Consider the following 26,817-nt stretch of genomic DNA (forward strand, 5'->3'; position numbering starts at 1 on the left):
ATTTTATGCGTCGCGCCCTGCTCTTCGCTTTTGCGCTGTTCGCTCTGCCTGCCGTGCAAGCGGCGGACCTTCACCCCTTCTCCGTCAGCTACACCGCCGACTGGAAACAACTGCCCATGAGTGGTTCGGCTGAACGCAGCCTGACCAAGAACGGCGACGGCACCTGGACCTTGAACTTCAAGGCCTCGATGATGATCGCCAGCCTGACCGAAACCAGCGTGATCCTGTTCGACAAGGACACCCTGCAACCCAAGAGCTACAGCTTCGAGCGCGGCGGTTTGGGCAAGGCGAAGAAGATCAACCTGGATTTCGACCAGGCGACCAAGAAGATCACCGGCTTTGAAAACAAGGACCCGGTCAACGTCACCCTCGAAAGCGGCATGCTCGACAAGTCCACCTATCAACTCGCCCTTCAGCGCGATGTGGCTGCCGGCAAGAAAAGCATGAGCTACCGAGTGGCCGAAGGTACGGATGTGGATACCTATGACTTCCGCGTCATGGGCCCGGAAAAGGTCCAGACCAAGGTAGGCTCCATCGACGCGATCAAGGTTGAACGCGTGCGTGATCCATCCCAGAGCAAGCGCATCACGCAGATGTGGTTTGCCAAGGACCAGGGTGGCATTCTGGTTGCCTTGCGCCAGGTTGAAACGGATGGCAAGGAATACAACATCATGCTGCAGGATGGCACCGTTGACGGTAAGGCTGTCAAAGGGAGCTGATTGCCCTGATGAGTTAAAAAGAGCCTCGCTGAATGCGGGGCTTTTTTTCGCCCGGATTTTTTTGCGTTGAAAGCTCTACCGCTATCGAGGGCAAGCCCCCTCCCACACTTGGAATGCATTTCAAAATGTGGGAGGGGGCTTGCTCCCGATGGCATTGGCGGGGGCAACACAACCTCCAAAGCCCTGCCACAACATGAAACTTTTGTCATAAAACCCCCACCACTGCGACCCAATGCCACGGTTTATGCGGCCTGCGGGAATGTTGCGTTTCCTGCAATAAATTGTTGCGCGCAAAATCGGTTTACTTAGCAAGCTAACAAACCATATAACAAAGGCCTGCGACGACTTGCCGCAGATCAACCAGAGATTGGAGCAAGCAGATGACTGTAAAAGTAACTGAACGCGACGATGAACATATGTCCCATGAAGCGATAGGCCACGGGATTCACATCTGGGACGTACATCAACAAGATTTGCTGGTCGGCATGTTCCACAACGAGAGCGATGCCCACAATTATAAAAACGAACTTGAATCGCTTGAAATGAGACGCCAGGCAGAAGGCTCCTGAAACCCTGACATCGCGTAGACGCCCCGGCCCACGCAGCCAGGTCGCCTACACACAGAAACCCCGCCTTTTTGAGCGGGGTTTTTCGTTTTATAAAGTGGCCGTTTTCCTCTGCATCCCTACGACGGTATAAAAACGTAACAACAAATAGACAATTGGTAATGATTCTCGATAGTATCGCTCCGCTTTTCACTCGGCCCCACGAAAACGGAGTTTGACCTCATGCATGGACACCTCACCACACCGGAACAATCGCTGCTTGGCCGCTGGGGTGAAGCGCTGGCCACTCGTCAATTCCAGGCCAGGCACATCACCCTTCAGACACTGGTCGCCACCTTGGCGCCTGCCTGCGAACGTAGTTTTCAACGCCTGATCCAGGCCCTGTTTCGTGAAGGTCTGCTCGATCCCAACACCCTCAGCCATGACGAACACGACCACTGCTGGCTGGTGCTGCCCGACCAGAGCCGCCTGCGCTTTGAACACCTGCGCCCCGGCCGCATGGCCAGCTGGGATTTGCGAGGCAAGGTCAGCGTCCTGCGGGTTGGGCAGCCCGAACAGACCCTCCAGTTCCCGTCGCAGTTGCTGACCTTACTGAACACCCGCCTCGAATCGCCTGCCGCCCCAGAAGTCCTGGACCGCCTCAACACAGAGATCGACGACAGCTTCATCAACGACACCCTGTGCCTGGCCTTCCACGCGCAATGGACGCTCGAGCTGCACGCCTCGATGGACCCCGTGCATCAGCACAACCTGCTCAGCTACCTCAAGCACGATCCAGAGGCTGGCAACCCGACGTCAGTGCTTGAGCAATGGGGCACGCTCGGCCATCCCTGGCACCCCAACTACAAGACCAAGCTGGGTTTGGCGACAGACCAGGTGATCGAATTCTCGCCTGAGTTCGAAGCGCGTTTCCCGGTATTGCTGTGTGCGCTGCACCGCCAGTACGCCCATGTCGAAAGCCTGGCCGGCACGGCGGATTACTCGCAGTGGTGGCAGGGCCACTTCCCGCAAGCGGCTCGCCAATTGACGGCGCACCTGACCGCACAGGGCCTTGAGGCCCGCGATTATCTGCCGCTGCCTGCCCACCCTTGGCAAGCTCGCCAGGAGCTACCGCAGCTGTTCGCCAATGAAATCGGCGACCAGCTGTTGGTGCTCACCGATATCGTTGCATTCACGGCCCACCCGACCATGTCGTTCCGCACCGTTTTGCCTGAGGGCCGCAGCGATGCGCCCATGGTCAAGCTTCCGGTTTCGCTGCGCCTGACCAGCGTGCAGCGCACGGTGTCGCCACGCTCGGCGCGTATGGGGCCGCGGATCAGCCATCTACTGCAGACCATCCTGGCCCGTGAGCCCGGGCTGCAGAACATCCTCAGCATCGTCCCCGAGCGCCTGGGCGTGCATTTCAAGCCACAGCCGGTGAATGACGAGCACTCCCGCCACCTGGCGGTGCTTTATCGCGACAACCCGCAGAGCCTGCTCCAAACCGGGGAAATGGCCGTCCCGGTGGGCAGCCTGTTTGCCACCGACCAGCATGGGCAGCCGTTGCTGAGGCAGTGGGTCCGCCTGAGCCAAGGCGCTGACGATGCGCAGGCCCTCTGTGCATTTTTCAAAGACTACGCATCCATTGCCGTGCCGGCCCTGCTGGGCATGTACCTGCGCTATGGCGTAGCCTTCGAGGCCCATCAGCAGAATTCCTTTATGGTCATGGGCGCGGACGGGCAAGTCAGCCGCCTGTTGTTGCGCGATTTCGGCGATATCCGGATCGACCGCAAAACCTTGCACGCCCAAGGTCTGGATATCGAATTGCATGATTCGCAAATGACCTTGTACGACGATGCCGGTTTCGTGCGCGACAAGTTGCTGCACACAGTGTTCATGTGCCACTTGGGCGAGCTGGTATTGCTCGGCGCGCGCCACTTCGAGGTTTCCCAGGCGCTGTTGTGGGATGAACTGTCAGCGCAGGTCAGCCAGTGCTTCGATGATGTGCGCAGCGAGGTCGACCCTCAGCGCTGGCTGACCGAACGTGCCGCGCTGCTGGAACAGGACTGGCCGGCCAAGTCGTTCATGCGCATGCGACTGATGGAAAGCCATGCCGATATCGTCGGGCGCCTGCCCAACCCGCTGAGTAGCGCCGCCAATGTCGCCTAACAGCACGGCGCTGCGCTTGCTGGTGGTGATTCAGCTGGTGTCGATGGGCGCCATGGAAATGAGCGGCCCTTTCTGGCCATTGCAAATCCAGAAATTGCTCGGCGCCGCGAACGCCCAGTACACCGGCCTGCTGTCTGCGCTGGTGTATGCCGGGCCGATGATGGCGGCGATGGTGCTCACGCCCATGTGGGGGCGCCTGGGTGATCGTACCGGGCACAAGCCGATGATCATCCGTGCGCTGCTGGCGCTGGCGGTGTGCCAGGCGCTGGCCGCCATCACCTACGATCCCTGGCTGCTGGTGGCGATCCGGGTGGCGCAGGGTGCGCTGGCCGGCTTTATTGCGGCCGCGCAGGCCTATGCGCTGGCCTACTGCGGCGATGGCGGTCGCGGGCATATCCTGGCGCGGCTGCAATCCGCCACCGCCGTGGGCTCCCTGGCCGGGCCGGTGTTGGGCGGCTGGCTGATGGACATATCCGGTTTCGCATTGCTGTGCTACAGCGCCACCGCAGTCTGCCTGTTGTGCGCAATAATCAGCGCCTTCTTACCCAACGACTCACCACGATCGAGACCCGCGCGCACCTCGACGCCCGCCGCACTCCCCAAAGGCTGGCTCGGCGCGATGCTGGGGATCATCGTCTTGATCCAAGCAGCCAAGATGATGCCGCAACCGTTCTACGCCTTATATGTTGCCGATGTTCTGCATGCGCCCGCGTGGCTGATCGGCGCCAGCTATGCCGCCAGCGCATTGACCCTGGCGCTGTCCGCGCCGTTGTGGGGCCGCCTGTTTGACCGACATCAACCTGCACACACGCTGCGCATCATTGAGTGGGTCACCTGGGCCTGCGCCTTCACACTGGCCTTCACGGCATTGGCGAATGAATGGTTTGGCTTCCTCGCCAGCCGGCTGCTGTGGGGCGTGTGGCAAGGCGCGTTGTTGCCCGTGGCCTACACGCTGATCGCCAACACCGTTGCACCCAGCCAGCAGGGGTTCGCCCTGGGCCTGGGCAACAGCGCCGCCAAGGCCGGCGCGTTGTGCGGCGCGCTGTTGGGTGGCATCGGCATGGCCATGGTGGGCCTGGCGCACAGCTTCTGGCTGGTCGCGCTGACGTATGCCCTGGCTGCGCTGGGCATCCGCGCCATTCGTTCGCTCACCCGAACACCTGAGACGTCCGTTTTTTCTGTCACTACTTCTAATAACTCAAAGGCAAGGTCATGAACACATCACAATGGGCCGTTCTGCTGCCCCTGCTCGGGTCGATCAGTGCGCCCGTCTGGGCCGATCAAACTGAAGAAACGCCGGCGACCAGCCTGCAACTACAGCCGACGGTGGTCTCGGCCACGCGCAGTGAAACCAGCATTGCGGCGATCCCGGGCTCGGTGCAGGTCATCAATGAAGAACAGATCCGCCAGCAGACCTCGGCAGGACGCCGGGTTGCCGATATTCTCGGGCAACTGGTCCCCGGCATCGCGCCCTCCAGCGGCGGCATGAGCAACTTCGGCCAGACGCTTCGCGGGCGCAATACGCTGATCCTGATCGACGGGGTTTCCCAGAACGCCACGCGTGACAACTTCCGCCAGCTCAACAGCGTGGCACCGGAAAGCATCGAGCGCATCGAAGTGATTTCCGGCGCCAGCAGTGTCTACGGCGCCGGTGCGTCCGGCGGCATCATCAACATCATCACCAAGCGCAACAAAGGTGAAGACCTGGCCTTCAGCAGCAAGATCGGTATGACCGCCGGTGACAACCTCAGCCGCAAAGGCTTTTCCTACCAGGCATTCCAGAGCGCAACAGGCCGCCAGGGCCCGCTGGACTGGTATGTGTCGGGCAACGCCGTGCAACGCAACGACCAGTTCGACGGTAACGGCAAGCGCATTCCCCAGGACACGTCCCAGGGCAGCAACATGGACACCGACACCTACGACCTGCAAGGTCGCTTCGGCTACGAGCTGGATGACGACAAAAAGATCAGCCTGTCGCTGCAAGACTACAAAGACGAACAGGACACCCGCTATACCAAGAACCCACGCATTACCAGCGAGGCCGTCGCGGTGAAAGGCCTGGACCTGGACGACCAGCCGTCCACCCACAACCAGGCGGTCAACCTCAATTACGCCGACAAGGACTTCTACGGCCAGGGCTTGCAGGTCGAAAGTTACTGGCGCCGCGCCGATGCGCTGTTCTTCCCGGACTTGTCCCGGGGCCGAGCCGGGGTGTCGGACAACAACAGCGTGCAGGATGTGTACGGCCTGCGCGCCGCGATCGACACGCAAATGCCGGACATCGGCCCGGCGACCGGCAACCTGGTCTGGGGGGCCGACTATGATCATGAAACCTCGCGCCAACGCGGCGACCAATACCGGGTCAACGGCCTGACGTACACCAAGACCGGTACCACCTTCGAGCTGGGCCCGGACATCCAGACCACCACCAAGGCGATCTTCGGCCAACTGTCCTATGACATCGGTGACTGGACCCTGCGCGGTGGCGTGCGCCGTGAATGGATCGAGAGCAAGGTCGACGACAGCATCGCCTATGGCGAAATCGTTCAGACCGGCAACCGCGCGACACTGCCGGGCGGCACCCTCAAGTATGACGACACCCTCTACAACCTCGGCGCGGTGTACCACCTGAGTGAAAACCAGGATGTGTTCGCCAACTTCAGCCAGGGCTTTTCCCTGCCGGATATCCAGCGCTTCCTGCGTGACGTCAACAGCACGTACAACATTCAAGACCTCAATGCCCAGGCGTTGAAGGTCAACAGCTACGAATTGGGCTGGCGTGGCAACTGGGACAAGTGGCTGGCCAATGTCACGGCGTATGAAAACACCTCGGATGTGACGCAGTTCTATGATGCCAATGACCGTGTGCTACGCCTGATCAACCAGAAAGAACGCGTGCGCGGTATCGAAACCAGCCTGACGTATAACGTCACCGACCAGTGGTCGGTCGGCGGCACGTACGCCTATTCCAAAGGCGAGACCCAGCAGAACGGCAAATGGATCGACCTGCCCGCCACCCGTATCTCCCCGGCCAAGACCACCGCGTTCGTCGGCTATGACCGTGGCGACTACAGCCTGCGCCTGCAGGGCATGCGCCTGGCCAACTATGACGCCGCGTTCAAGGACAACAACGGGCGCGATATCCAGGGCTACACGCTGGTAGACCTGCTGGGCTCGGTAAGGCTGCCGGTGGGTCGCCTCGAAGGTGCGGTGTACAACCTCACCAACCGCAACTACCAGAACATGTTCGCCCAGGCCAACGCCCGTGCGCCGTACCCGAATGCCGAAGGTCGTACTTTCAGCCTGAGCTACGCGGTGGATTGGTAACAGGCTGGCGCGGCACGGTAAAAACACAAACCCCGCCTTTTGGCGGGGTTTGTTGTTTTCAGCGGTTTACCACATCAGGTCATCCGGGATCTGGTAGGCGGCGTACGGATCATCCTCATCCGGCACCTGGCTTTCCGTCAGGATATTGAGCTGCACAATACGCTCCGGCGCGCGCTCCTGGATCTTCAGCGCGGCTTCGCGCGGGATCACCTCGTAGCCGCCGCCGTGATGCACGATGGCCAGGGAGCCATTGCTCAGCTTGTTACGCATCAGCGTGTTGACCGACAGGCGCTTGACCTTCTTGTCATCCACGAAGTTGTAGTAGTCCTCGGTGGTCAACTTGGGCAGGCGCGAGGTTTCGATCAGTTGCTTGACCTGGGCCGTGCGGGCCTTGGCCTCGGCTTTTTCCTGCTGCTGACGGTTCAGCTCCTGGTCGCGCTTGACCTTCTCGGCATGCGCCTCGGCCGCCAGGCGCGCCTGGGTGTCATCGACCTCGGCCTGACCCTTGTGGACCAGCCGCTGCTGTTTCTGCTTCTCTTTGCCGACCTGCTTGGCCTGCTTTTGGTTGACCAGACCTGCTTTGAGCAACTGGTCGCGAAGGGAAAGGCTCATGGTGCTTACTCACTTAGGCAACTGCTCAACCGCAGCTGGAAACATTCTTTTCCTGGCGTTTGGCTTCGCCCCACAGGGCGTCCAACGTTTCGAGGGTGCAATCTTCTATGGGTTGATGCGTCTCGCGCAATGCCTGTTCGATAAATCGGAACCGTCGCTCGAACTTGGCATTGGCGCCACGCAACGCGGTTTCCGGGTCGACCTTGAGGTGACGGGCCAGATTGACCGCGGCAAACAGCAGGTCACCGACTTCATCGGCAATGGCTTCCGAATCGTTATCGGCCATGGCTTCGAGCACTTCATCCAGCTCTTCGCGCACGTTATCCACCACCGGCAACGCCGACGGCCAGTCGAAACCCACCTGGCTGGCGCGCTTTTGCAACTTGGCGGCACGGGACAGTGATGGCAAGGCAGTGGGCACATCATCGAGCAGGGACAATTGCTCGGGTGCGTCGGACTTTTCCGCGCGCTCCTCGGCCTTGATCTGCTCCCAACGCTGCTTGACCTGCTCTTCGCTCAGTTGAGGAATATCCAACGGTGCATACAGGTCGCCGGTCGGGAACACATGGGGATGACGGCGGATCAGCTTGCGGGTGATGCTGTCGATCACCCCGGCAAATTCGAAGCGCCCTTCTTCCCGCGCCAACTGGCTGTAATACACCACCTGGAACAACAGGTCGCCCAACTCGCCTTGGAGATGATCGAAGTCGCCACGCTCGATGGCGTCGGCCACTTCATAGGCCTCTTCCAGGGTATGCGGCACGATGGTGGCGTAGGTTTGCTTGATGTCCCATGGGCAGCCGTATTGCGGGTCGCGCAGGCGGCTCATGAGGTGCAGCAGGTCTTCAAGTGAATACATCATCGTATTTCCAATCAGGTATGAACACCGCCGATCCAATGTGGGAGGGGGCTTGCCCCCTCCCACATTTTAAACCGCGTTCATGGAGTGCGATTACGCCGCGTCTCAATGATGTTCGGCAACTGCGATATCCGCCCCAGCAACCGCCCCAGCGCGTCCAGCCCCGGAATCTCGATGGTCAGGGACATCAACGCGGTGTTGTCCTCTTTATTGGAGCGGGTGTTGACCGCCAGCACGTTGATCCGCTCATTGAGCAGCACCTGCGAGACGTCGCGCAGCAGACCGGAGCGGTCGTAGGCACGGATGATGATGTCCACCGGGTACGTGAGCACCGGCACCGGGCCCCAGCTGACCTGGATGATCCGCTCCGGTTCGCGCCCGCCCAACTGCAGCACCGAGGCGCAGTCCTGGCGGTGAATGCTCACCCCGCGTCCTTGGGTGATGTAGCCGACGATGGCATCGCCCGGCAACGGCTGGCAGCAGCCGGCCATTTGCGTCATCAGGTTGCCCACGCCCTGGATCTGGATATCGCCACGTTTGCCGGGCTTGTAGCCGGTGGCCTTGCGCGGGATCAGTTCCAGCTGTTCGTTGCCGCGCTCCGGCTCCACCAGTTGCTGGGCCAAGTTGACCAGCTGGGCCAGGCGTAAATCGCCGGCACCGAGGGCGGCGAACATGTCTTCGGCGATCTTCATGTTGGCCTTTTCGGCCAGCTTGTCGAAGTCCACCTGGGGCAGGCCCAGGCGCGCCAGTTCGCGTTCGAGCAGGGTCTTGCCGGCGGCGACGTTCTGGTCGCGGGCCTGCAGTTTGAACCAGTGCACGATCTTCGCCCGCGCCCGCGAGGTGGTGATGTAACCCAGGTTCGGGTTCAGCCAGTCGCGGCTCGGCGTGCCGTGCTTGCTGGTGATGATCTCGACCTGCTCACCGGTTTGCAGGCTGTAGTTGAGTGGCACGATGCGCCCGTTGATCTTGGCGCCCCGGCAGTTGTGGCCGATTTCGGTGTGCACGCGGTAAGCGAAGTCCAGTGGCGTGGCGCCCTTGGGCAAATCGATGGCGTGGCCGTCGGGGGTGAAGATGTAGACCCGGTCCGGTTCGATATCCACGCGCAACTGTTCGGCCAGACCGCCGATGTCGCCAAGTTCTTCGTGCCATTCCAGTACCTGGCGCAACCAGGAGATTTTCTCTTCGTACTGGTTCGAACCGGCCTTGACGTCGGTGCCCTTGTAACGCCAGTGCGCGCAAACGCCCAACTCCGCCTCTTCGTGCATGGCGTGGGTGCGGATCTGCACTTCCAACACCTTGCCTTCAGGGCCGATCACCGCCGTGTGCAGCGAGCGGTAGCCGTTTTCCTTGGGGTTGGCGATGTAGTCGTCGAACTCTTTGGGAATATGCCGCCACAGGGTATGCACGATACCCAGCGCGGTGTAGCAATCGCGCATTTCCGGCACCAGCACACGCACGGCGCGTACGTCGTAGATCTGGCTGAACGCCAGGCCCTTGCGCTGCATTTTGCGCCAGATCGAATAGATGTGCTTGGCGCGGCCGCTGATGTCGGCATCGACGCCGGTGGCCTGCAACTCGGCGCGCAACTGGCCCATAACGTCGCTGATAAAGCGCTCGCGGTCGAGCCGCCGCTCGTGCAGCAGCGTGGCGATCTGTTTGTATTGATCGGGTTCGAGGTAGCGGAAGGACAGGTCCTCCAGCTCCCATTTGATATGACCGATACCCAGGCGGTGCGCCAGCGGCGCGTAGATGTCGAAGACCTCGCGGGCGACGCGGTTGCGCTTCTCGTCATCGGCGGTTTTCACCGCACGGATAGCGCAGGTACGTTCGGCCAGCTTGATCAGCGCGACGCGCACGTCGTCGACCATCGCTACCAGCATCTTGCGCAGGTTTTCCACCTGGCCCTGGGTGCCCAGCACCATCGATTGGCGCGGGCTGAGGCTGGCACTGATGGCCGCCATGCGCAGCACGCCGTCGATCAGCTTGGCCACCACGGCGCCGAAACGCTGGCCGACGGTCGGCAACGGGATATGCCCTTCACGCACACCGCGATAGAGCACGGCGGCGATCAGCGAATCCTGGTCCAGCTTGAGATCGGCAAGGATCTCGGCGATTTCCAACCCGGTACGAAAGCTCGACGTGCCTTCCGCCCACAGGTTCTTGGCCGCATTGTCCTGTTGTTCAGACTCACGAGCGAACTCGCAGGCTGCTTTCAAGGCTTCACGGTCCAGTGCCGGGTCGACACTGACGGCATGATCCAGCCATGCCTCGAGATTGATACTGCCGTCGGTGTTGATCGGCTGGTGTGCTCTCACCTGTACCATCTTGCTTACCTTCCCTACGACGCACCTTGGATGCGCCAAAAATCATCGCCGACCTTGCTGCAGACTCCCTGGCATTCACGGCCCTGGAGACTGCAGGCCAGTCGGATTAAACGGGCATCCTAGCCCGCTTCAAATAACGCCATGGCCTCGACATGCGCTGTCTGCGGAAACATGTCGAGGATCCCGGCACGCTTTAGCCGGTAACCTTGCTTGACCAACTCAACCGTGTCCCGCGCCAGCGTAGCGGGATTGCAGGACACATACACCAGGCGCCTGGCTCCCAGGGCGGCCAGTTTGCGCACAACCTCCTGGGCACCATCGCGGGGTGGGTCCAAGAGTACCGCAGAAAAGCCCTGTTTGGCCCATTCCGCGTCGGTCAGGGGCTGGGACAAATCGGCCTGAAAAAACTGCACATTATGCAAATTATTGCTGATGGCATTCTCTGCAGCGCGCTCCACCATAGCCTGAACGCCTTCCACCGCAACGACTTCGCGGACCTGCCTGGCCAGTGGCAGGGCAAAATTGCCCAGCCCGCAAAACAGGTCCAGCACCCGCTCATCGGGTTGCGGCGCCAACCATTGCAAGGCCTGGGCGACCATCGCCTCGTTGACCCCGGCGTTGACCTGCACAAAATCTCCCGGCCGGTAAGCCAGCTCCAAATCCCACGCCTCAAGGCGGAAACCGAGCGCCCTGCCCGGCTCGACCGGTTGCGGCGGCCCCTCGCCCTGCAGCCACAACTGGGCGTCATGGAAGCTGCAAAATTCCTGCAGTACCTGCATGTCCGCGTCAGACAGCGGTGCCATATGTCGAAGCAACACGGCGATGGACGAGCCGCTGAACAGCTCCACATGCCCCAACGCCTGAGGTTTGCTCAAGCGGCGCAGCATGTTCGGCAGACGCTGCATGATCGGTTGCAAGGCCTGTACCAGTACCGGGCAATCATCGATGGCGACGATGTCCTGGCTGGCCACCGCGCGGAAACCCACCTCGAGTTGTTTCGCCTTGGCATCCCAGCGCACGGCCACGCGGGCACGACGGCGGTAGCCGAATTCCGGCCCGCTCAGGGGCGCGGCCCACTCTTGTGGTTCGACACCGGCCACGCGCGACAATTGCTCGGCGAGCATGCGCTGTTTCAGCGCAAGTTGTTCGTCGTGAGGCAAATGCTGCACGCTGCAGCCGCCACAGCGGCCAACGTGGGCGCAGGGAGCCGGGCGGCGCAGTTCGCTGGCCTTGAACACACGTTCGGTGCGCGCCTCGACCACCTTGCCGTGGGCGCCGAGCACCCGCGCTTCCACCTCTTCGCCGGCCAGCGCACCGTTGACGAACCAGGTGCGGCCTTCGAAGAACACGATGCCGCGACCGTCGTTGGCCAGGCGCTCGATAGTCAGGCGCTGCTTCTTGCCCACGGGGATTTGCGGGGCCCGGCTGCCGCCCGTCGGTTGGAAGCGCAGGCCTCTCTCGTGCTTGGCCATCAGTTGGGTTCGTCGAAGATGCCGGTCGACAGGTAACGGTCGCCTCGGTCACAGATGATCGCGACGATCACCGCGTTTTCAACTTCCCGGGACAAGCGCAACATACCGGCCACGGCGCCGCCGGACGACACGCCGCAGAAGATGCCTTCTTCACGCGCCAGGCGCCGGGTGGTGTCCTCGGCTTCGCGCTGGGCCATGTCGATGATGCGGTCCACGCGCGCGGCGTTGTAGATCTTCGGCAAGTACTCTTCGGGCCAGCGCCGGATACCGGGAATGGCCGCGCCTTCCATCGGTTGCAGGCCGACGATCTGAATCGCCGGGTTCTGCTCCTTGAGGTAGCGCGAGTTGCCCATGATGGTGCCGGTGGTGCCCATGGAACTGACGAAATGGGTGATGGTGCCCTGGGTCTGACGCCAGATTTCCGGGCCGGTGCTGGTGTAGTGCGCTTCGGGGTTATCCCCGTTGGCGAACTGGTCCAGCACAACGCCACGTCCTTCGGCGGCCATGCGTTCGGCGAGGTCGCGGGCGCCTTCCATGCCTTCATCCTGGGTGACCAGCACCAGTTCGGCGCCATAGGCGGTCATCGCCGCCTTGCGCTCGGCGCTGCCGTTGTCGGGCATGATCAGCACCATCTTGTAACCCTTGATCGCGGCGGCCATGGCCAGGGCGATCCCGGTATTACCCGAAGTGGCTTCGATCAGCGTGTCGCCCGGCTTGATCTGCCCGCGCAGTTCGGCGCGGGTAATCATCGACAACGCCGGGCGGTCCTTGACGGAACCGGCGGGGTTGTTGCCTTCAAGCTTGAGCAACAAGGTATTGCTGGTTTCACCCGCCATGCGTTGCAAGCGGACCAGGGGGGTATTGCCGACGCAATCGGCGATTGTAGGGTACTGCAAGGTCATGGCGTATTCGCAATCCAGACTGCGGGGCGCACATCATACCGGGAAAGGTCGGCGGGCCATATCACGCAAAGTGCGGTGCTTATGGCTTATAGGAATAAGGCAGAGGTGCAGTGCCTATGAGGGCGCCATCGGGGGCAAGCCCCCTCCCACAGTTGATCGCGTTCCAACATGAGAATGCGGTCGAATGTGGGAGGGGGCTTGCTCCCGATGGCCATAGATATCTACACAACTTTGGCGTAGCCCTGAACCTGTGGCGAGGGAGCTTGCTCCCGTGGCGACCTGGCGGCCTATAGCTATCTGACTGATGCCGCGCGATCCAAATGTGGGAGGGGGCTTGCTCCCGATGGCGGCCTGACAGCCGACCAGGATGCTGGATCAGGGCGAGTACATATCCGTTGCTGCGGTAACGGCTGCTATGGGTTCCGCCCTTACGGCGTCTCACTTTTGAAAAGCGCAAAAGTAAGCAAAACGCTCTTGCCCCACCACTCGGCACCTCGCTTAGGCTCGGTGTGCCCGTAATCCGACATTGATTTGGGGGCCGCCGCCACGCGCCATCCATGGCGCGGGGCGGCTAAACCGGCATCCCTGCCGGTTTACCCCCCAAATCACTGTCGAATTCCGGCCAGCGTGGTTTAACGGGGCGCTTAAGATCAAGAGCAAGAGCAAGAGCAAGAGCAAGAGCAAGAGCAAGAGCAAGAGCAAGAGCAAGAGCAAGAGCAAGAGCAAGAGCAAGAGCAAGAGCAAGAGCAAGATCAAGAGCAAGATCAAGAGCGGCTCGCTTCGCATCGTGGCTACCGTAGGCTGCTACAAAATTGTGTAGATACCTATGCCCCGATGGCCGCACCTCGATAACCGGCCGGGCTCTAATCCCCACCGCCATGATTTCTTTGAAAAACCTCTTCCCCCATCGCCGCAATCTGCCCCTCGATCAATGCTTCAAAGGGTTTCAACAGCGGCTCAAACGATGTCGGCGCTTCCAGTACCTGCAACGCTTGCACGACCGCTTCGACCGTCGACAAGGCTCCAGGCCCCGGCGCCTTGCGCAAGCGATACCGGGAGACGCCGCCGTTGGCCAGCGTCACCCGAGGCAACGCTGCCAGCAAAGGGTTGAGGTGCAGCAACTTGCGCGCCTTGCGCCAGGTGCCGTCGGGCACCACCAGCAGCAGCGGCTGATCACCAGGCGTATAGGCTTGCAATGGCTGCGCATCATCGGCCGGGAACAGCAGGCGCGCCTGATAACCGGGCGGGCTCAACAACGTCTCCAGATCATCGAACACCTCCCCCACCACCAACTGCGCATTGCTGAGCCCCAACGCCGCCAATCGCGCAGTATTGAGCGCATGGTTGACCTCGCTCGGATGCTGCAACAGCAGCACGCGGGTGCGACTGTCGAGGCTGGGGATCAGCGAGCACAAACAGTGGCTGAGAGGTCTCAGGCAACGGGAACACTGGGGTCTGGACATGGTTTTCAGGCCTGGTTGAGCTGGGCTTTGAGTAAATCGCGGAAGGTCTGGATCAGCGGCTCGCGGCTGCGCCCCCGACGCATGATCATCGAAAACGGCGCCTGGTAGCCAAAGGTCGCCGGCAGCAGCACGCGCAGGTCGCCCTTGTCGGCCCAGGCTTGCGCGTAGTGCTCGGGTAAATAGCCGATGTAGGCGCCAGACAGCACCAGGATCAGTTGCGCCTCCATGCTTTCCACCGTCGCGGCGCTGTGCTTGAAGCCATGGCGCGCCAGTTCGGCCTGGCTCCAGTAGCCGCGCCCGACCATGCGCTGCTGGGTGATGACCTGCTCGGGGATGCGCCGCTCGTTGAACAACGGGTGCCGGGTGCTGCAATACAGCCAGTGCTGCTCGCGGTACAACGGCATATAGATCAGCCCGCTCATGCGGTTGGAGAATGCGCCGATGGCCAGGTCCAGGCGATTGTCCTGCACCCCAAGTTGCAGTTCATAAGGGCTCAACACCGACAGATGCAAATGTACCGCCGGATGTTCGAGGCTGTAGGCGCCAATCACCTCGGCGAACGGCAGGGCTTTATCGCTGACGGTGGAGTCGAGCACACCGAGCTTGAGGGTGCCGCGCAACTCGCCCTTCAACGCGGCGGCATATTGCTCGAAGCCTTCCAGCTCGGCCAATAAACGCAAGGTTTCCTGATGAAACAGCTCGCCCTTGCTGGTCAGGCTGAAGCCGCCCCGCCCGCGGTGGCACAGCACCAGGCCCAGCGCCGCTTCCAGCTGGCTCATGTAGGTGCTGATGGCTGACGTCGACAGGTTGAGTTCGTGCTGGGCATTGGCGAACCCCTGGTGGCGCACGACGCTGACGAAGATGCGCAGGAGTTTCAGGTCGGGCAAGGCGTTGGCCATGGGTTCTCCGGATTCAGCTCAAGCAGCGCAGTCTACCCCAGGCTTTAGTTTAGAAAAATCTGAACTAAGTATTTGCCCGTGGCGATTCTTTCGTTTCCATGTATTTCGCAGAATCGGCCCCCAGATAACCACAACAACGATGAGGCAATCCCGTGGACAAGATTTTCCACCAACCACTGGGCGGCAACGAAATGCCGCGCTTCGCCGGCATCGCCACCATGATGCGCCTGCCCCACCTGCAAACGGCCAAGGGCCTGGACGCCGCGTTTGTCGGCGTGCCCCTGGACATCGGCACCTCGCTGCGCGCCGGCACCCGCTTCGGCCCGCGTGAAATCCGCGCCGAATCGGTGATGATCCGCCCGTACAACATGGCCACCGGTGCGGCGCCGTTCGATTCGCTGTCGGTTGCAGACATCGGCGATGTGGCGATCAACACCTTCAACCTGCTCGACGCCGTGCGCATCATCGAAGAGGCCTACGATGAAATCCTCGAGCACGACGTCATTCCCCTGACCCTGGGCGGCGACCACACCATCACCCTGCCGATCCTGCGGGCCATCCACAAGAAACACGGCAAGGTCGGGCTGGTGCACATCGATGCCCACGCCGACGTCAACGACCATATGTTCGGCGAAAAAATCGCCCACGGCACCACCTTCCGCCGCGCCGTGGAAGAGGGTTTGCTCGATTGCGACCGGGTGGTGCAGATCGGCCTGCGCGCCCAGGGCTACACCGCCGAAGACTTCAACTGGAGCCGCAAACAGGGCTTTCGTGTGGTTCAGGCGGAAGAATGCTGGCACCACTCCCTCGCGCCGTTGATGGCCGAAGTGCGCGAAAAAGTCGGCGGCGGGCCCGTGTACCTGAGCTTTGACATCGACGGCATCGACCCGGCCTGGGCGCCTGGCACCGGCACCCCGGAAATCGGCGGGCTGACCACCATTCAGGCGATCGAGATTATCCGTGGCTGCCAGGGCCTGGACTTGATTGGTTGTGATTTGGTGGAAGTTTCGCCGCCCTACGACACCACCGGCAATACCTCACTGCTCGGCGCCAACCTGCTGTACGAGATGCTCTGCGTACTGCCCGGCGTGGCACATCGCTGATGGACGCGCAAGCGGTGCTAAAGGCAGCGGCCGCGCTGGTCTCGGCCTTCGCTCGCAACGACCGCGCCGCTTACTTCGGCGCGTTCACGGCCGATGCGAGTTTTGTGTTCCATACCCTCCCCCAGCCACTGCTCAGCCGCGATGCCTACCAAGTGTTGTGGGACAGCTGGCGCCGGGGCGAGGGGTTCGAGGTGCTGTCGTGCACCTCGAGTAACGCCGTTGTCAGCCTGCACGGTGACGTGGCGATTTTCATGCATGACGTGGCCACCGAGCTGCGCATGAACGGGGAGCATCACTTCAGCCAGGAACGCGAGACCATCGTCTTCACACGGCAAGGGTCGCGCACAGAACAACAACAAGGTCTGTGGCTGGCCTGTCACGAACATTTGTCCGCTATGCCGGAAGGGCTGCCGCCCCCTTAGCCAATGTGATCGGAGCTGATCATGAATAATAAAAACAACCAAAACAGTATTCGCACCATAGAAACCAACGGGGTCGAACAGATCCCCGACCACGAACGCACCGCCGCCCCTAGGGATCTGTTCCGGCTGATCTTCGGCGGTGCCAATACCTTTGCCACCGCCGTGCTGGGCGCGTTCCCGGTGCTGTTCGGCCTGTCGTTCCAGGCCGGGGTCTGGGCGATTGTGCTGGGCGTGCTGGTGGGCGCGGTGATCCTGGCGCCCATGGGCCTGTTCGGGCCGATCAACGGTACCAACAACGCCGTGTCTTCCGGCGCGCATTTCGGCGTGCATGGGCGGATTGTCGGCTCGTTTCTGTCGTTGCTGACGGCGATTGCCTTCTTCTCACTGTCGGTGTGGAGTTCAGGCGATGCGCTGGTGGGTGGTGCGAAACGTCTGATCGGCCTGCCGGAATCCGACCTGACCCTGGGCCTGGCCTACGGCGTCTTCGCCCTTCTGGTGCTGACGGTGTGCATCTACGGGTTTCGCTTCATGTTGTGGGTCAACCGGATTGCGGTGTGGGCCGCGAGCCTGTTGTTCCTGCTGGGGATCTTCGCCTTTGCGCCGGCCTTCGACAGCCAATTCGCCGGCAGCGTCGCCCTCGGCCAGAGCGGCTTCTGGGCGGCGTTTATCGGCGCCGCGCTGGTGGCTATGAGCAACCCGATTTCCTTCGGCGCGTTCCTCGGCGACTGGTCGCGCTACATCCCGCGCCACACCCCGAAGCGCCGAATCATGCTGGCGGTGGTCCTGGCTCAAGTTGCCACTTTGATTCCGTTCCTGTTCGGCCTGGCTACCGCGACCATCGTGGCGGTCAAGGCACCGGACTACATCGCCAGCAACAACTATGTGGGCGGCTTGCTCGCGGTGGCACCGAGCTGGTTCTTCCTGCCGGTGTGCCTGATTGCGGTGATCGGCGGCATGTCCACCGGCACCACCTCGCTGTATGGCACCGGGCTGGACATGTCCAGCGTGTTTCCACGCCTGCTGTCACGGGTCAAGGCCACGCTGCTGATCGGGGTAATGTCGATTGCCTTCATCTTTATCGGACGTTTCGCCGCCAACCTGGTGCAGAGCGTGTCGACCTTCGCCGTGCTGATCATCACCTGCACCACCCCATGGATGGTGATGATGATCATCGGCCTGATCGTACGCCGAGGCTTTTATTGCCCGGATGACCTGCAGGTGTTCACCCGTGGCGAAACCGGCGGCCGCTACTGGTTCAGCCATGGCTGGAACTGGCGCGGGCTGGGGGCCTGGATCCCGAGCGCGCTGGTGGGCCTGTGCTTCGTCAACCTGCCGGGGCAGTTCGTCGGGCCGCTGGGCAACCTGGCCGAGGGCATCGACATCAGCTTGCCGGTAACGCTGGGCCTGGCCTCGGTGGTGTACCTGAGCCTGCTGCGGCTGTTTCCGGAACCGGCTGCCGTCTATGGGCCGACGTTTGTGGCGAGGGAGCTTGCTCCCGCTGGACTGCGAAGCGGTCCTGAAAAAGCCGGCTCCAGCTTCGCTGTCGAACGGGAGCAAGCTCCCTCGCCACAGCAAGCGCCTTCTGCACAATAAAAAATAATCGGAGACTCGCCGTCATGGCTTTGGATTTATTCGTCGTACTCGTCTACGCCGCTGGCATGCTCGTGCTCGGCTACTACGGCATGCGCCGCGCCAAGACCCACGAAGACTACCTGGTCGCCGGGCGCAACCTCGGCCCGTCTCTCTATATGGGCACCATGGCCGCCACGGTGCTGGGTGGTGCCTCTACCGTTGGCACCGTGCGCCTGGGATATGTGCACGGCATTTCCGGTTTTTGGCTGTGCGCCGCGCTGGGCACGGGGATCATTGCGCTGAACCTGTTCCTGGCCAAGCCGCTATTGAAACTGAAAATCTTCACCGTCACCCAGGTCCTGGAAAAACGCTACAACCCCATGGCGCGCCAAGCCAGCGCGGTGATCATGCTGACCTACGCGCTGATGGTCGTGGTGACCTCGATCCTCGCGATCGGCACCGTCCTGCAGGTGCTGTTCGGCCTGCCGTTCTGGATCTCGGTGCTGCTGGGCGGTGGCGTGGTCGTGGTGTATTCGACGATTGGCGGCATGTGGTCGCTGACCCTGACCGATATCGTGCAGTTCGTGATCAAGACCGTCGGGCTGATGTTCATCCTGCTGCCGATCTGCCTGTACCGCGTCGGCGGCTGGGACGAACTGGTGGCCAGGCTGCCGGCCTCGAGCTTCAGCTTCACCGCGATCGGCTGGGACACGATCATCACTTACTTCATGATCTACTTCTTCGGCATCCTGATTGGCCAGGATATCTGGCAGCGCGTATTCACCGCCCGCGACGAAAAAGTCGCCCGGTACGCAGGCACGTTCGCCGGGTTCTACTGCATTCTTTACGGCCTGGCGTGCGCATTGATCGGCATGGCCGCGCATGTGCTGATCCCGGACCTGGATAACGTCAACAACGCGTTCGCCGCCATCGTCAAAGCCTCCCTGCCGGACGGCATTCGTGGCCTGGTGATTGCCGCTGCCCTGGCGGCAATGATGTCAACCGCCAGCGCCGGGTTGCTCGCCGCCTCTACCGTGCTCACCGAAGACCTGCTGCCACGCGTGCGCGGTGGCAAGCAGTCGGGCCTGGGCGTCAACCGCCTGTTCACCCTGCTGACCGGGATAGCGGTGCTGGGTATCGCACTGGTGGTGAACGATGTGATCAGCGCCCTGACCCTGGCCTACAACCTGTTGGTAGGCGGCATGCTGATCCCGCTGATCGGCGCGATTTTCTGGAAGCGTGCAACCACCTGCGGGGCGATCACCTCGATGACGCTGGGTTTCGTGACCGCGTTGGTATTCATGTTCAAGGATGGGCTGGACGCAAACACCCCGATTTACTACAGCCTCGCGGTGGCGTTGGTGAGTTTTGTGCTGGTGAGTGTGTTGTCGCGTAAACCGGGGGCGGTGGTGGCGGGGGCGGCTTGAGGTAAACAGCTTTAGAGCGGTTCCCTCAGCGGGTGCGACAGCGGATGTCGCACCGGTTTTTTATCATTCACCGTTCATGCGCTCTGGCCTGAATCGTTTCCTGAACCAAAGAGGCCCATACCAATCCCTGTGTGGTGCCCCCTGCATAGGTTCCCCCGGCCGCGATTTGATGGTGGGCGGACCAATGCACTATCGAGAGTCCATCTGAGGTACCCGGCCTGGCACATTCGATTATTTGCAGGTCGCCCTTTTCGACCGCATTGCGGTAGGACCGTGGAAAGTGCCGAGATACCGCGGCAAGGCACGCCTCGAGTACGTGTTCCTTGTGCTCCAATGTCGATCCAGGCGCAACCTGCCCGCCGGAGATCAGAATGTAATCCCCGTCCAGGCGGCAATTCATGACCCCAATGGGTAAATCGTACTGCAGCTTGAGTCCGCACATTTCGGCCCCTTCATTATCTTTGGCGCACAGTTTGAAAAACCAGCCAATGACCGCGATGACATTAGGTTCCTCTACGCCCATGGCAGTGACGACAAAGTGATCTTTACTTAGCTCGGCAATTTGTACCGCATTAAGATATTGGGGCCGAAATTGAACCCCCGAACGCTGCAACAGCCGCTCTAACTCACGCGTCAGATCATTAAACCCTACCTCATAACCCGATACTTCCAGGGCCCGACCGACGCCAGGGACGCCATAACTTGCCTGGAATTGCCGTTGGCTGATCTCTGCGACTTCACTTCCCGGTTTACCGCTCGGCCAAGGCCTTCTTTGGATATCGCGTTGCTCGCGGATCGCGCCCTCTACCTCAGTGGCATCGTCCCTATAGGCTCTTACAATCCGCGCGCGTGCACAGGGTGCCAGCGATGGGTTATCGGCCAAAATTTTTTCAAACAGTTCGATGCCTGCTCGATTGCACTCAACGGCCAGATGCTGGTTTCCTGACAACAGGAACGGGTTATGCAACGGTTTTGCCGTTGTCTCCGTCGCTGACAGATGACGCATGTTTACGTGCTTGTGACTGGCGCCGTCGCACTGCCGGTTGCCGCCGTACACGTCGACCTGATAATTCGCCAGGCGAAACATCACGGCTTGGAACAGGCCGTTAATCCCTCTACCGATGATCGATACGCGTGGCGCCTGGGGGTCTATCTGTTGAGAGGGGATCGTCAATGGCTGCGCAAGTTTGCGCCTGACGACGCCGCGCAAGGCCGTCAAGCTCAGTTGAATGGAGACCGCATAGTCCAGATCGCACTGGCAGCCTTCGGTAGTGGCCGCCTGCGCAGTCAGCGTCGCCGGGTTGCGCCATGTAAAGACACTGCAACCGAGCTTTTGCGTGCGCACTCGAAACGCGTCCAGTGTTACCGGCCCATAGTCCAATACAAGCTGGATGCCCTCGGCTTGCGCCAGGGTCTGCAAAGCGTCATCGCTGAAGACGTCCGGTTTGGCGACGCAAACCAGGCGGGCCTGCGGGTGCATACATTGAATAAGAGCGCGGTCAATGCGATGAGTAGAGTCATTCGTCAAAGACAAGCAGAGGGCGACTGCACTGGCCCCTCTCATCGCCTCCAACCAGTCCACCACAAATGACACTCGACTGCCTTGTACTACGTTCCCTTCAGGCGCCAGACGGTATCGGCTCAATACCTTGATTCGAACTTGCGGATCTCGTTCAAGCAGTAACTTGACGAGTTCCTGACCGACATTGCCATATCCCAGTACGCAGATGTCACGGGGTAGCGAACCGTCGGCGAGTGTCAGCCAGTGCACCATATAAGCCGCGACGTGCGGCGCGTTGACCCCAGGCGTGTTGACCACTTGAATGCCGCTGGATGCGCACAGATCCAGTTGCACCTTATCCAGACTCGTACCTCTGCGTATCAGATGGAGGTTTCCGAATGGGTGGGCTGTACGCCACAGGTCTATGACGTCTGCATCCATGGCCTGGTCCCCAACAACGATCGTTGATGGACGCAAAAGCCCGATCTGTGTGAGCAATGCCTGTTTGTTTATTGTCAGGGGGAGAAACACGATGTTGCTGGGAGCGTTAGCCTTCCAGGCTCTGGACACCGGCGCGATATGCAAAATGCTTTCAAGTGTGGCGATCAGGGATGCGGCGACTGGCGGAACGGAAGAGCGCGTCATAGCGTTGTCTCCAATAACTCTGACTTAGTCACGCCTCGCAGAGAGGCTTTCTAAAGTTTGGAGTTACGGAAGCAGGCGCTTTTCTATTCCGATAGCTTTATGGGTCGTTCCATAAGCGTTGCAACAGCCCATGAACCATGAGCATGGCTCCGTAACGGAATTCAACCTACGCTCATCCTGAAAAATGAGTAAGCCAGCCAATTCTGACGTACGAGTGGTCCAATTCCGACAGTTGAAAGTGAAGGAGCCAGGTGGCGTAACCGCTTTTCACACCTGACACAAACAAATGTGGGAGCGGACTCGCTCGCGAATGCGGTAAACCAGTCAACTATCTATCGACTGACTCACCGCATCGCGAGCAAGCCCGCTCCCACACGAATCCTGGGTTGGCTTGGGATCAGCGCCGACGAGGGCGGCGTTGCTCATCATCGGTACGAATCGGTACCGGCTGCAGCGGAGGCTCGATCAAGCCCAGCGCAACGCCAAGGTCATGGAGCCAGGTTTGAATTTTCTCTTTCATGATTTGCCCCCTTTGAGGGTAATGCGAGTAGGCGCCTGTTCTGTCGCCGTTTCCTACATTGATAGTAGCGCTAAGTCTTACGTATTGCTTGTGCGAAAGCACAACGAACTATTACTGAATGGATCTGGATCCTGTCGGATCGTTCAAGCAATTTCACGCCTGTCTTGCAAGCACTCTGTCCGGTCCGACTGCTGCAGCTCGATCCATGCATTGAGGTTAGCGCCGAGCATACCCTTTCGCCACATCAACCAGGTGGTAGCAGTGGCAAAAGGCCCAGTCAGCGGATGAACGGACACGCTGTCCTTGCCTGGCAGACTGTCGAGCATCGATTCAGACATCAACGCCACGCCGGAACCGGCGATGACACACGCGAGCATGCCTTGGTAAGACTCAATCTCGATGGCCCGGCCCATGGCCACGCGATCGTGGGAAAACCAGCGTTCCAGGCGGGTGCGATAAGCGCAGCTGCGGCGGAACGTGAATACCGAGCGGCCGGCGACGTCCTGGGGGCCGCGTACTGGCGGGTGGTCGGCTTCGCAAATGATCACCAGGCGCTCTTCGCACAGCGGCACGCCGTCCAGCGTGGCCAGGGCCAGCGGGCCATCCACCAGCGCCGCATCCAGCCGTCCGGTGATCAAGCCTTCGAGCAGCTCGCCGCTCGGCGCAGATTGCACCTGCAGGTTCACCCTCGGGTAGGCCTTGTGATAACGCGCCAACAGTTTCGGCAAGTGAATCGCTGCCGTGCTGTACATGCTGCCGAGTACAAAATCACCGGCCGGTTGCCCGCCCTGAACGGCGCCGTGGGCTTCGTCGTGCAGCGCCAGTAGACGGCTGCTGTAGTCCAACAGCACTTTACCCGCAGGAGACAGCTGCAAACGCTGGCGTTCCCGCACAAACAGCTCGACGCCGAGCTGTTCTTCCATCTGCTTGAGCCGAGTCGACAGGTTCGACGGCACGCGGTGCAGGCGCTCGGCGGCGCGGGTAATGGAGCCCTCCTCCGCCACCGCCTGGAAGATGCGCAGTTGACTGAACTCCATACCTTTCTCCAAAACTGAACAAGTTCATCACTATTATTCATTTTTACAGAAAGTCAATCCGCTTTAGCCTGACGGTCTTCGCTTTATTGCAGGACACCTGACCATGTCACCGCTGATTCGCTTAACCGCCAGCTTTGTCGCCCTGATGATGGCCATGGGCATCGGCCGCTTTGCCCTCACCCCGCAGATGCCGCATCTGCTCAGCGAAGGCCAGATCGACCTGACCGGCGCGGGGCTGATCGCGGCCGCCAATTACCTGGGTTACTTCGTGGGTGCCGTGGACTCGATATTCGCTCGCAGTCATTATCATATTAAGGGGCGCTTGTACGGTGGCCTGTGGCTCTGCGTGCTGCTGACCCTGGCGTCATACTGGGCCCACGGGTTCTGGCCGCACCTGTTGCTGCGTTTCGGCACCGGTGTCGCCAGCGCCTGGGCCCTGGTGATGATCACCAGCCTGAGCCAGCCACTGGCGATTGCCGCTGGCAGGCCGCGCCTCGGAGCGCTGGTATTTGCGGGGCCGGGGGTGGGGATTTTGCTGACGGGTTTGCTGGCGTTGGGCTCCAACCTGCTGGGACAAAGCTCCGCGACGCTGTGGTTGGTGTATGGCGCAGTGGCACTGGTGATGCTACTGGCCATCCTGCCCTTCTTGCCGAAACCGAGCGCGTCGGTTGCACCCGCCCCCAGCACCGGCAATAACAGCAGCATTGCGCACTTAGGCTGGATCTACTTCCTGTACGGCCTGGGCTACATCATTCCGGCCACCTTCCTGTCGCAGATGGCCAGCGCGCAGTTCAAAGGCGCCTGGCAGGCCGACTTGTTCTGGCCTTGTTTCGGCCTGGCCGCCGCAACGGGCGTGGTGATTGCCAGCCTGCGCCGCAAGGACCCGAACACCACCCGGCGCTGGCTGATGACCACGCTATGGCTGCAAGCCGCTGGCGTGTTCACTTGCCTGCTGGGCAATGGCTGGGGGCTGGCGCTGGGGGTGTTACTGTGCGGTGCGCCGTTTCTGGCCTGCATGCAGTTGGTGATGGCACGCTTGCGCGAGGTAGCGCCCAATGGCTATCAACGCAACACCGGACTGTTGACCGCCAGCTTTGCGATCGGCCAATTGAGCGGCCCGCTGCTGGCTTCCGTGAGCAGCCACTGGAGCGGCAGCCTGCAACCGGCGTTGGTGATTGCCGGTTGCGGCCTGTTGGTGGCGGGCAGCGTATTGATCAGCCGGCGACCACAGGGGTCGGTACGCGGACCTGCTCGCGCCGCGTCAGCACCAGAAAAAACAGCCCGCCCAGTAAACATCCGGTAAACCAGGCGAAATTGGCCATGCCCTGCAACGCCGGCGTGAAGGTGATCGCCACGCCCATCAACGTCGCCGGCACCAAAGCCTTGACCGCCGTCCAGTTCACACCGCCATCGAAGTAATAACGCCCGCTCGGGCTGTCATCGAACAGCGCATCCACGTCGATGCGCTGCTTTTTGACCAGGTAGAAATCCACCAGCAGGATGCCAAACAGCGGTCCGATAAATGCGGCGAGGATATCCAGGGTGTAATGGATCATCAGCGGGTTATTGAACAGGTTCCATGGCGTGATAAAGATCGATGCCACCGCCGCGATCATCCCCCCTGCGCGCCAACTGATTTTGCTTGGCGCAATGTTGGCGAAGTCGAACGCGGGCGAGACAAAGTTGGCGACGATATTGATACCGATGGTGGCGGTGACAAACGCAAAGGCACCCAACAGGACGGCCATGCTGTTGTCGATACGCGACACGGTGGCAATCGGGTCATGCAGCATTTCGCCAAACACCGGCAGGGTGCCCGAGACAATCACCACGGTGACCAGGGAGAACGCCAGGAAATTCACCGGCAGCCCCCAGAAATTGCCACGGCGCACGTCCTGCATGCTGCGGCAGTAGCGGCTGAAATCACCAAAATTCAAGGTCGGCCCGGAGAAGTACGACACCACCAGCGCCGTCGCCACGATTACCTGGCCGAACGCCTGCCAGCCCGACAGCGATTTTTCCGCCAGGGTAAAGCTGATATTCGCCCAGCCGGCCTTCCAGACAATCCAGCCGGCCAGGACAAACATCACCGCGTACACCACCGGGCCGGCCCAGTCGATAAAGCGGCGGATGGACTCCATGCCCGCCCAGAACACGGCGGCCTGCAATACCCATAAGCTCAGAAAGCCGAACCAGCCCAGGTAGGACAAACCCGCAAAATGCGGCTCGGCATACACCGCCATCGACGGGAAAAAGCGCAGCACCACGATGATCAAGGCACTCGACGCCAGGTACGTCTGAATTCCGTACCACGCTACCGCGATCAGGCCTCGGATCACCGCAGGAATATTCGCGCCAAACACGCCAAATGCCAGCCGGCAGATCACGGGGTAAGGCACCGCCGCTTGCTGACTGGGTTTGGCCACCAGGTTGGCGATCAGTTGCACAATGCAGATACCTGCGAGCAAGGCGATCAACACCTGCCAACTCGCCAGCCCCAGGGCAAACAGGCTGGCGGCGAAGACGTAGCCGCCGACACTGTGCACATCGCTCATCCAGAAGGCGAAGATGTTGTACCAGGTCCACTTTTGCGGCAGTGGGCCCAGGTCCTGGTTGTACAGCCGTGGGCTGTAGCCTTTGGGCAATTGTTCAGTCATCGCTGGACTCCTCGAAATATCGCCCTGCGCTGACGTAGCGGCATGCATACGGTCGGCTACATGGGTTGTATACGAGGCATTCAGCAGGATGCGTGCCAATGGCACACAATCCCCGTGGAACGGCGCTCCAAAGGAATTATCAAAGTTTAGCTATTAGGGATATGCGCAGCAACGGTGCACGGCAATCCTGTACACAATCACTGGCGCACCCGTTGTGCACACAGGTAGCCGACGGTGCAACAGATCGCTGTCAGAACCGTGCCCCACGCCATGTCCATCACCGCCAAGCCCGCAGACCAGCCTTGCAGCGTGGCCCAATTGCTCAGGTCGTAAGTGCCATAGGCGACCAACCCGAGCAAGGCGCCCAAACGCGCAGCGCGTTGCCAGCTGGCGCTGGGCAAGACCACGAACACCACGCAACCGAGGACGTAGAGCAGATAAAACACAACGGCCGGCAACAGGCGCGGCTGGTCGAGCATCAGCGAGCCGAGCAGGCTTTTATAGGTGGGCCCCATGAGGACGCCGAGCCAAAGGCCGTCGAGCACCAGGAAGGCGAACAGGGTGCCAAGATAGGCAAACAGCGTTTTCTTCGTCATTTTACCGGTCCACTGCAGGAGCGAGCGTGCTCCTACAGCAGAGCAA

22 protein-coding genes are annotated in these 26,817 nt (G+C 60.9%); 10 read left to right on the forward strand and 12 right to left on the reverse strand.

Annotated elements, in window-relative coordinates; translation table 11 throughout:
• Positions 1-5: 5 nt before the first annotated feature.
• The 5 genes from C4J87_RS18140 (at position 6) to C4J87_RS18160 (ending at position 6,760) form a co-directional block, all read left to right on the forward strand.
• Positions 6-719, forward strand: a complete 714-nt coding sequence (locus C4J87_RS18140) for a DUF3108 domain-containing protein (protein WP_124363833.1) — start codon at positions 6-8, stop codon at positions 717-719.
• Between the two features lie 380 nt (positions 720-1,099).
• Entirely contained in the window at positions 1,100-1,288 is a 189-nt protein-coding gene (locus C4J87_RS18145) for a hypothetical protein (protein ID WP_124367883.1), read from the forward strand.
• Positions 1,289-1,507: 219 nt separating this feature from the next.
• A complete protein-coding gene (locus C4J87_RS18150; protein WP_124367884.1) occupies positions 1,508-3,433 on the forward strand; it encodes an IucA/IucC family siderophore biosynthesis protein in 1,926 nt (641 codons plus the stop codon).
• Complete coding sequence (locus tag C4J87_RS18155; protein WP_124367885.1) at positions 3,423-4,649, forward strand: MFS transporter; 1,227 nt, start codon at positions 3,423-3,425, stop codon at positions 4,647-4,649. Before C4J87_RS18150 ends, C4J87_RS18155 begins: the two co-directional genes overlap by 11 nt.
• The gene (locus C4J87_RS18160; protein WP_124367886.1) at positions 4,646-6,760 is read left to right on the forward strand and encodes a TonB-dependent receptor; all 2,115 of its coding nucleotides are present in this window, start codon (positions 4,646-4,648) and stop codon (positions 6,758-6,760) included. Before C4J87_RS18155 ends, C4J87_RS18160 begins: the two co-directional genes overlap by 4 nt.
• A 66-nt stretch (positions 6,761-6,826) precedes the next feature.
• Here C4J87_RS18160 and C4J87_RS18165 read toward each other — a convergent pair whose 3' ends face one another.
• From C4J87_RS18165 to C4J87_RS18200, 7 genes are all read right to left on the reverse strand, one after another.
• A complete protein-coding gene (locus C4J87_RS18165) occupies positions 6,827-7,372 on the reverse strand; it encodes a DUF2058 domain-containing protein (RefSeq protein WP_014719402.1) in 546 nt (181 codons plus the stop codon).
• Between the two features lie 25 nt (positions 7,373-7,397).
• Positions 7,398-8,231, reverse strand: a complete 834-nt coding sequence (gene mazG, locus C4J87_RS18170; protein ID WP_124369006.1) for a nucleoside triphosphate pyrophosphohydrolase — start codon at positions 8,229-8,231, stop codon at positions 7,398-7,400.
• Between the two features lie 80 nt (positions 8,232-8,311).
• Positions 8,312-10,555 (reverse strand): GTP diphosphokinase, encoded by a 2,244-nt coding sequence (gene relA, locus C4J87_RS18175; RefSeq protein ID WP_124363838.1) that lies wholly within the window; start codon positions 10,553-10,555, stop codon positions 8,312-8,314.
• A gap of 119 nt (positions 10,556-10,674) precedes the next feature.
• Positions 10,675-12,027, reverse strand: a complete 1,353-nt coding sequence (gene rlmD / locus C4J87_RS18180; RefSeq protein ID WP_124367887.1) for a 23S rRNA (uracil(1939)-C(5))-methyltransferase RlmD — start codon at positions 12,025-12,027, stop codon at positions 10,675-10,677.
• Positions 12,027-12,929 carry a cysteine synthase CysM gene (gene cysM, locus C4J87_RS18185; RefSeq protein ID WP_124367888.1) on the reverse strand — a complete coding sequence of 301 codons (903 nt, stop codon included), beginning with the start codon at positions 12,927-12,929 and terminating at the stop codon, positions 12,027-12,029. Before cysM ends, rlmD begins: the two co-directional genes overlap by 1 nt.
• Before the next feature lie 863 nt (positions 12,930-13,792).
• Complete coding sequence (locus C4J87_RS18195; RefSeq protein ID WP_124367889.1) at positions 13,793-14,392, reverse strand: tRNA-uridine aminocarboxypropyltransferase; 600 nt, start codon at positions 14,390-14,392, stop codon at positions 13,793-13,795.
• Positions 14,393-14,397: 5 nt separating this feature from the next.
• On the reverse strand, positions 14,398-15,291 hold the full coding sequence (locus C4J87_RS18200; RefSeq protein ID WP_124367890.1) for a LysR family transcriptional regulator: 894 nt from the start codon (positions 15,289-15,291) through the stop codon (positions 14,398-14,400).
• A gap of 152 nt (positions 15,292-15,443) precedes the next feature.
• Between C4J87_RS18200 and speB the strand changes: the two genes are divergently transcribed.
• Genes speB through C4J87_RS18220 form a run of 4 tightly spaced genes read left to right on the forward strand, consistent with a single transcriptional unit; the run spans position 15,444 to position 19,815 of the window.
• On the forward strand, positions 15,444-16,394 hold the full coding sequence (speB, locus tag C4J87_RS18205) for an agmatinase (protein WP_065909690.1): 951 nt from the start codon (positions 15,444-15,446) through the stop codon (positions 16,392-16,394).
• On the forward strand, positions 16,394-16,816 hold the full coding sequence (locus C4J87_RS18210) for a nuclear transport factor 2 family protein (protein WP_124367891.1): 423 nt from the start codon (positions 16,394-16,396) through the stop codon (positions 16,814-16,816). Before speB ends, C4J87_RS18210 begins: the two co-directional genes overlap by 1 nt.
• Before the next feature lie 21 nt (positions 16,817-16,837).
• Entirely contained in the window at positions 16,838-18,409 is a 1,572-nt protein-coding gene (locus C4J87_RS18215; protein ID WP_124367892.1) for a cytosine permease, read from the forward strand.
• A gap of 23 nt (positions 18,410-18,432) precedes the next feature.
• Positions 18,433-19,815, forward strand: coding sequence for a sodium:solute symporter (locus C4J87_RS18220; RefSeq protein ID WP_124367893.1), 1,383 nt, complete (start codon positions 18,433-18,435; stop codon positions 19,813-19,815).
• Positions 19,816-19,882: 67 nt separating this feature from the next.
• Here C4J87_RS18220 and C4J87_RS18225 read toward each other — a convergent pair whose 3' ends face one another.
• The 3 genes from C4J87_RS18225 to C4J87_RS18230 all read right to left on the reverse strand — a co-directional run bounded on the left by C4J87_RS18225 (position 19,883) and on the right by C4J87_RS18230 (position 23,518).
• The gene (locus C4J87_RS18225) at positions 19,883-21,961 is read right to left on the reverse strand and encodes an FAD-dependent oxidoreductase (RefSeq protein WP_124367894.1); all 2,079 of its coding nucleotides are present in this window, start codon (positions 21,959-21,961) and stop codon (positions 19,883-19,885) included.
• A gap of 397 nt (positions 21,962-22,358) precedes the next feature.
• Entirely contained in the window at positions 22,359-22,481 is a 123-nt protein-coding gene (locus tag C4J87_RS26470) for a PA1414 family protein (protein WP_017737772.1), read from the reverse strand.
• Positions 22,482-22,624: 143 nt separating this feature from the next.
• Positions 22,625-23,518, reverse strand: a complete 894-nt coding sequence (locus tag C4J87_RS18230; RefSeq protein ID WP_124367895.1) for a LysR family transcriptional regulator — start codon at positions 23,516-23,518, stop codon at positions 22,625-22,627.
• Between the two features lie 103 nt (positions 23,519-23,621).
• On the opposite strand from C4J87_RS18230, the gene C4J87_RS18235 reads away from it, so the two are divergent.
• Positions 23,622-24,821, forward strand: coding sequence for an MFS transporter (locus C4J87_RS18235; RefSeq protein ID WP_124367896.1), 1,200 nt, complete (start codon positions 23,622-23,624; stop codon positions 24,819-24,821).
• Here C4J87_RS18235 and C4J87_RS18240 read toward each other — a convergent pair.
• Together C4J87_RS18240 and C4J87_RS18245 are read right to left on the reverse strand one after the other, a co-directional pair.
• Positions 24,733-26,175, reverse strand: coding sequence for an NCS1 family nucleobase:cation symporter-1 (locus C4J87_RS18240; protein ID WP_124367897.1), 1,443 nt, complete (start codon positions 26,173-26,175; stop codon positions 24,733-24,735). The two genes, C4J87_RS18235 and C4J87_RS18240, sit on opposite strands and share 89 nt — an antisense overlap.
• A 197-nt stretch (positions 26,176-26,372) precedes the next feature.
• The gene (locus tag C4J87_RS18245; RefSeq protein ID WP_124367898.1) at positions 26,373-26,771 is read right to left on the reverse strand and encodes a DUF2177 family protein; all 399 of its coding nucleotides are present in this window, start codon (positions 26,769-26,771) and stop codon (positions 26,373-26,375) included.
• Positions 26,772-26,817 lie beyond the last annotated feature (46 nt).

This window comes from Pseudomonas sp. R1-43-08 (assembly GCF_003852255.1).
Taxonomy (GTDB): domain Bacteria; phylum Pseudomonadota; class Gammaproteobacteria; order Pseudomonadales; family Pseudomonadaceae; genus Aquipseudomonas.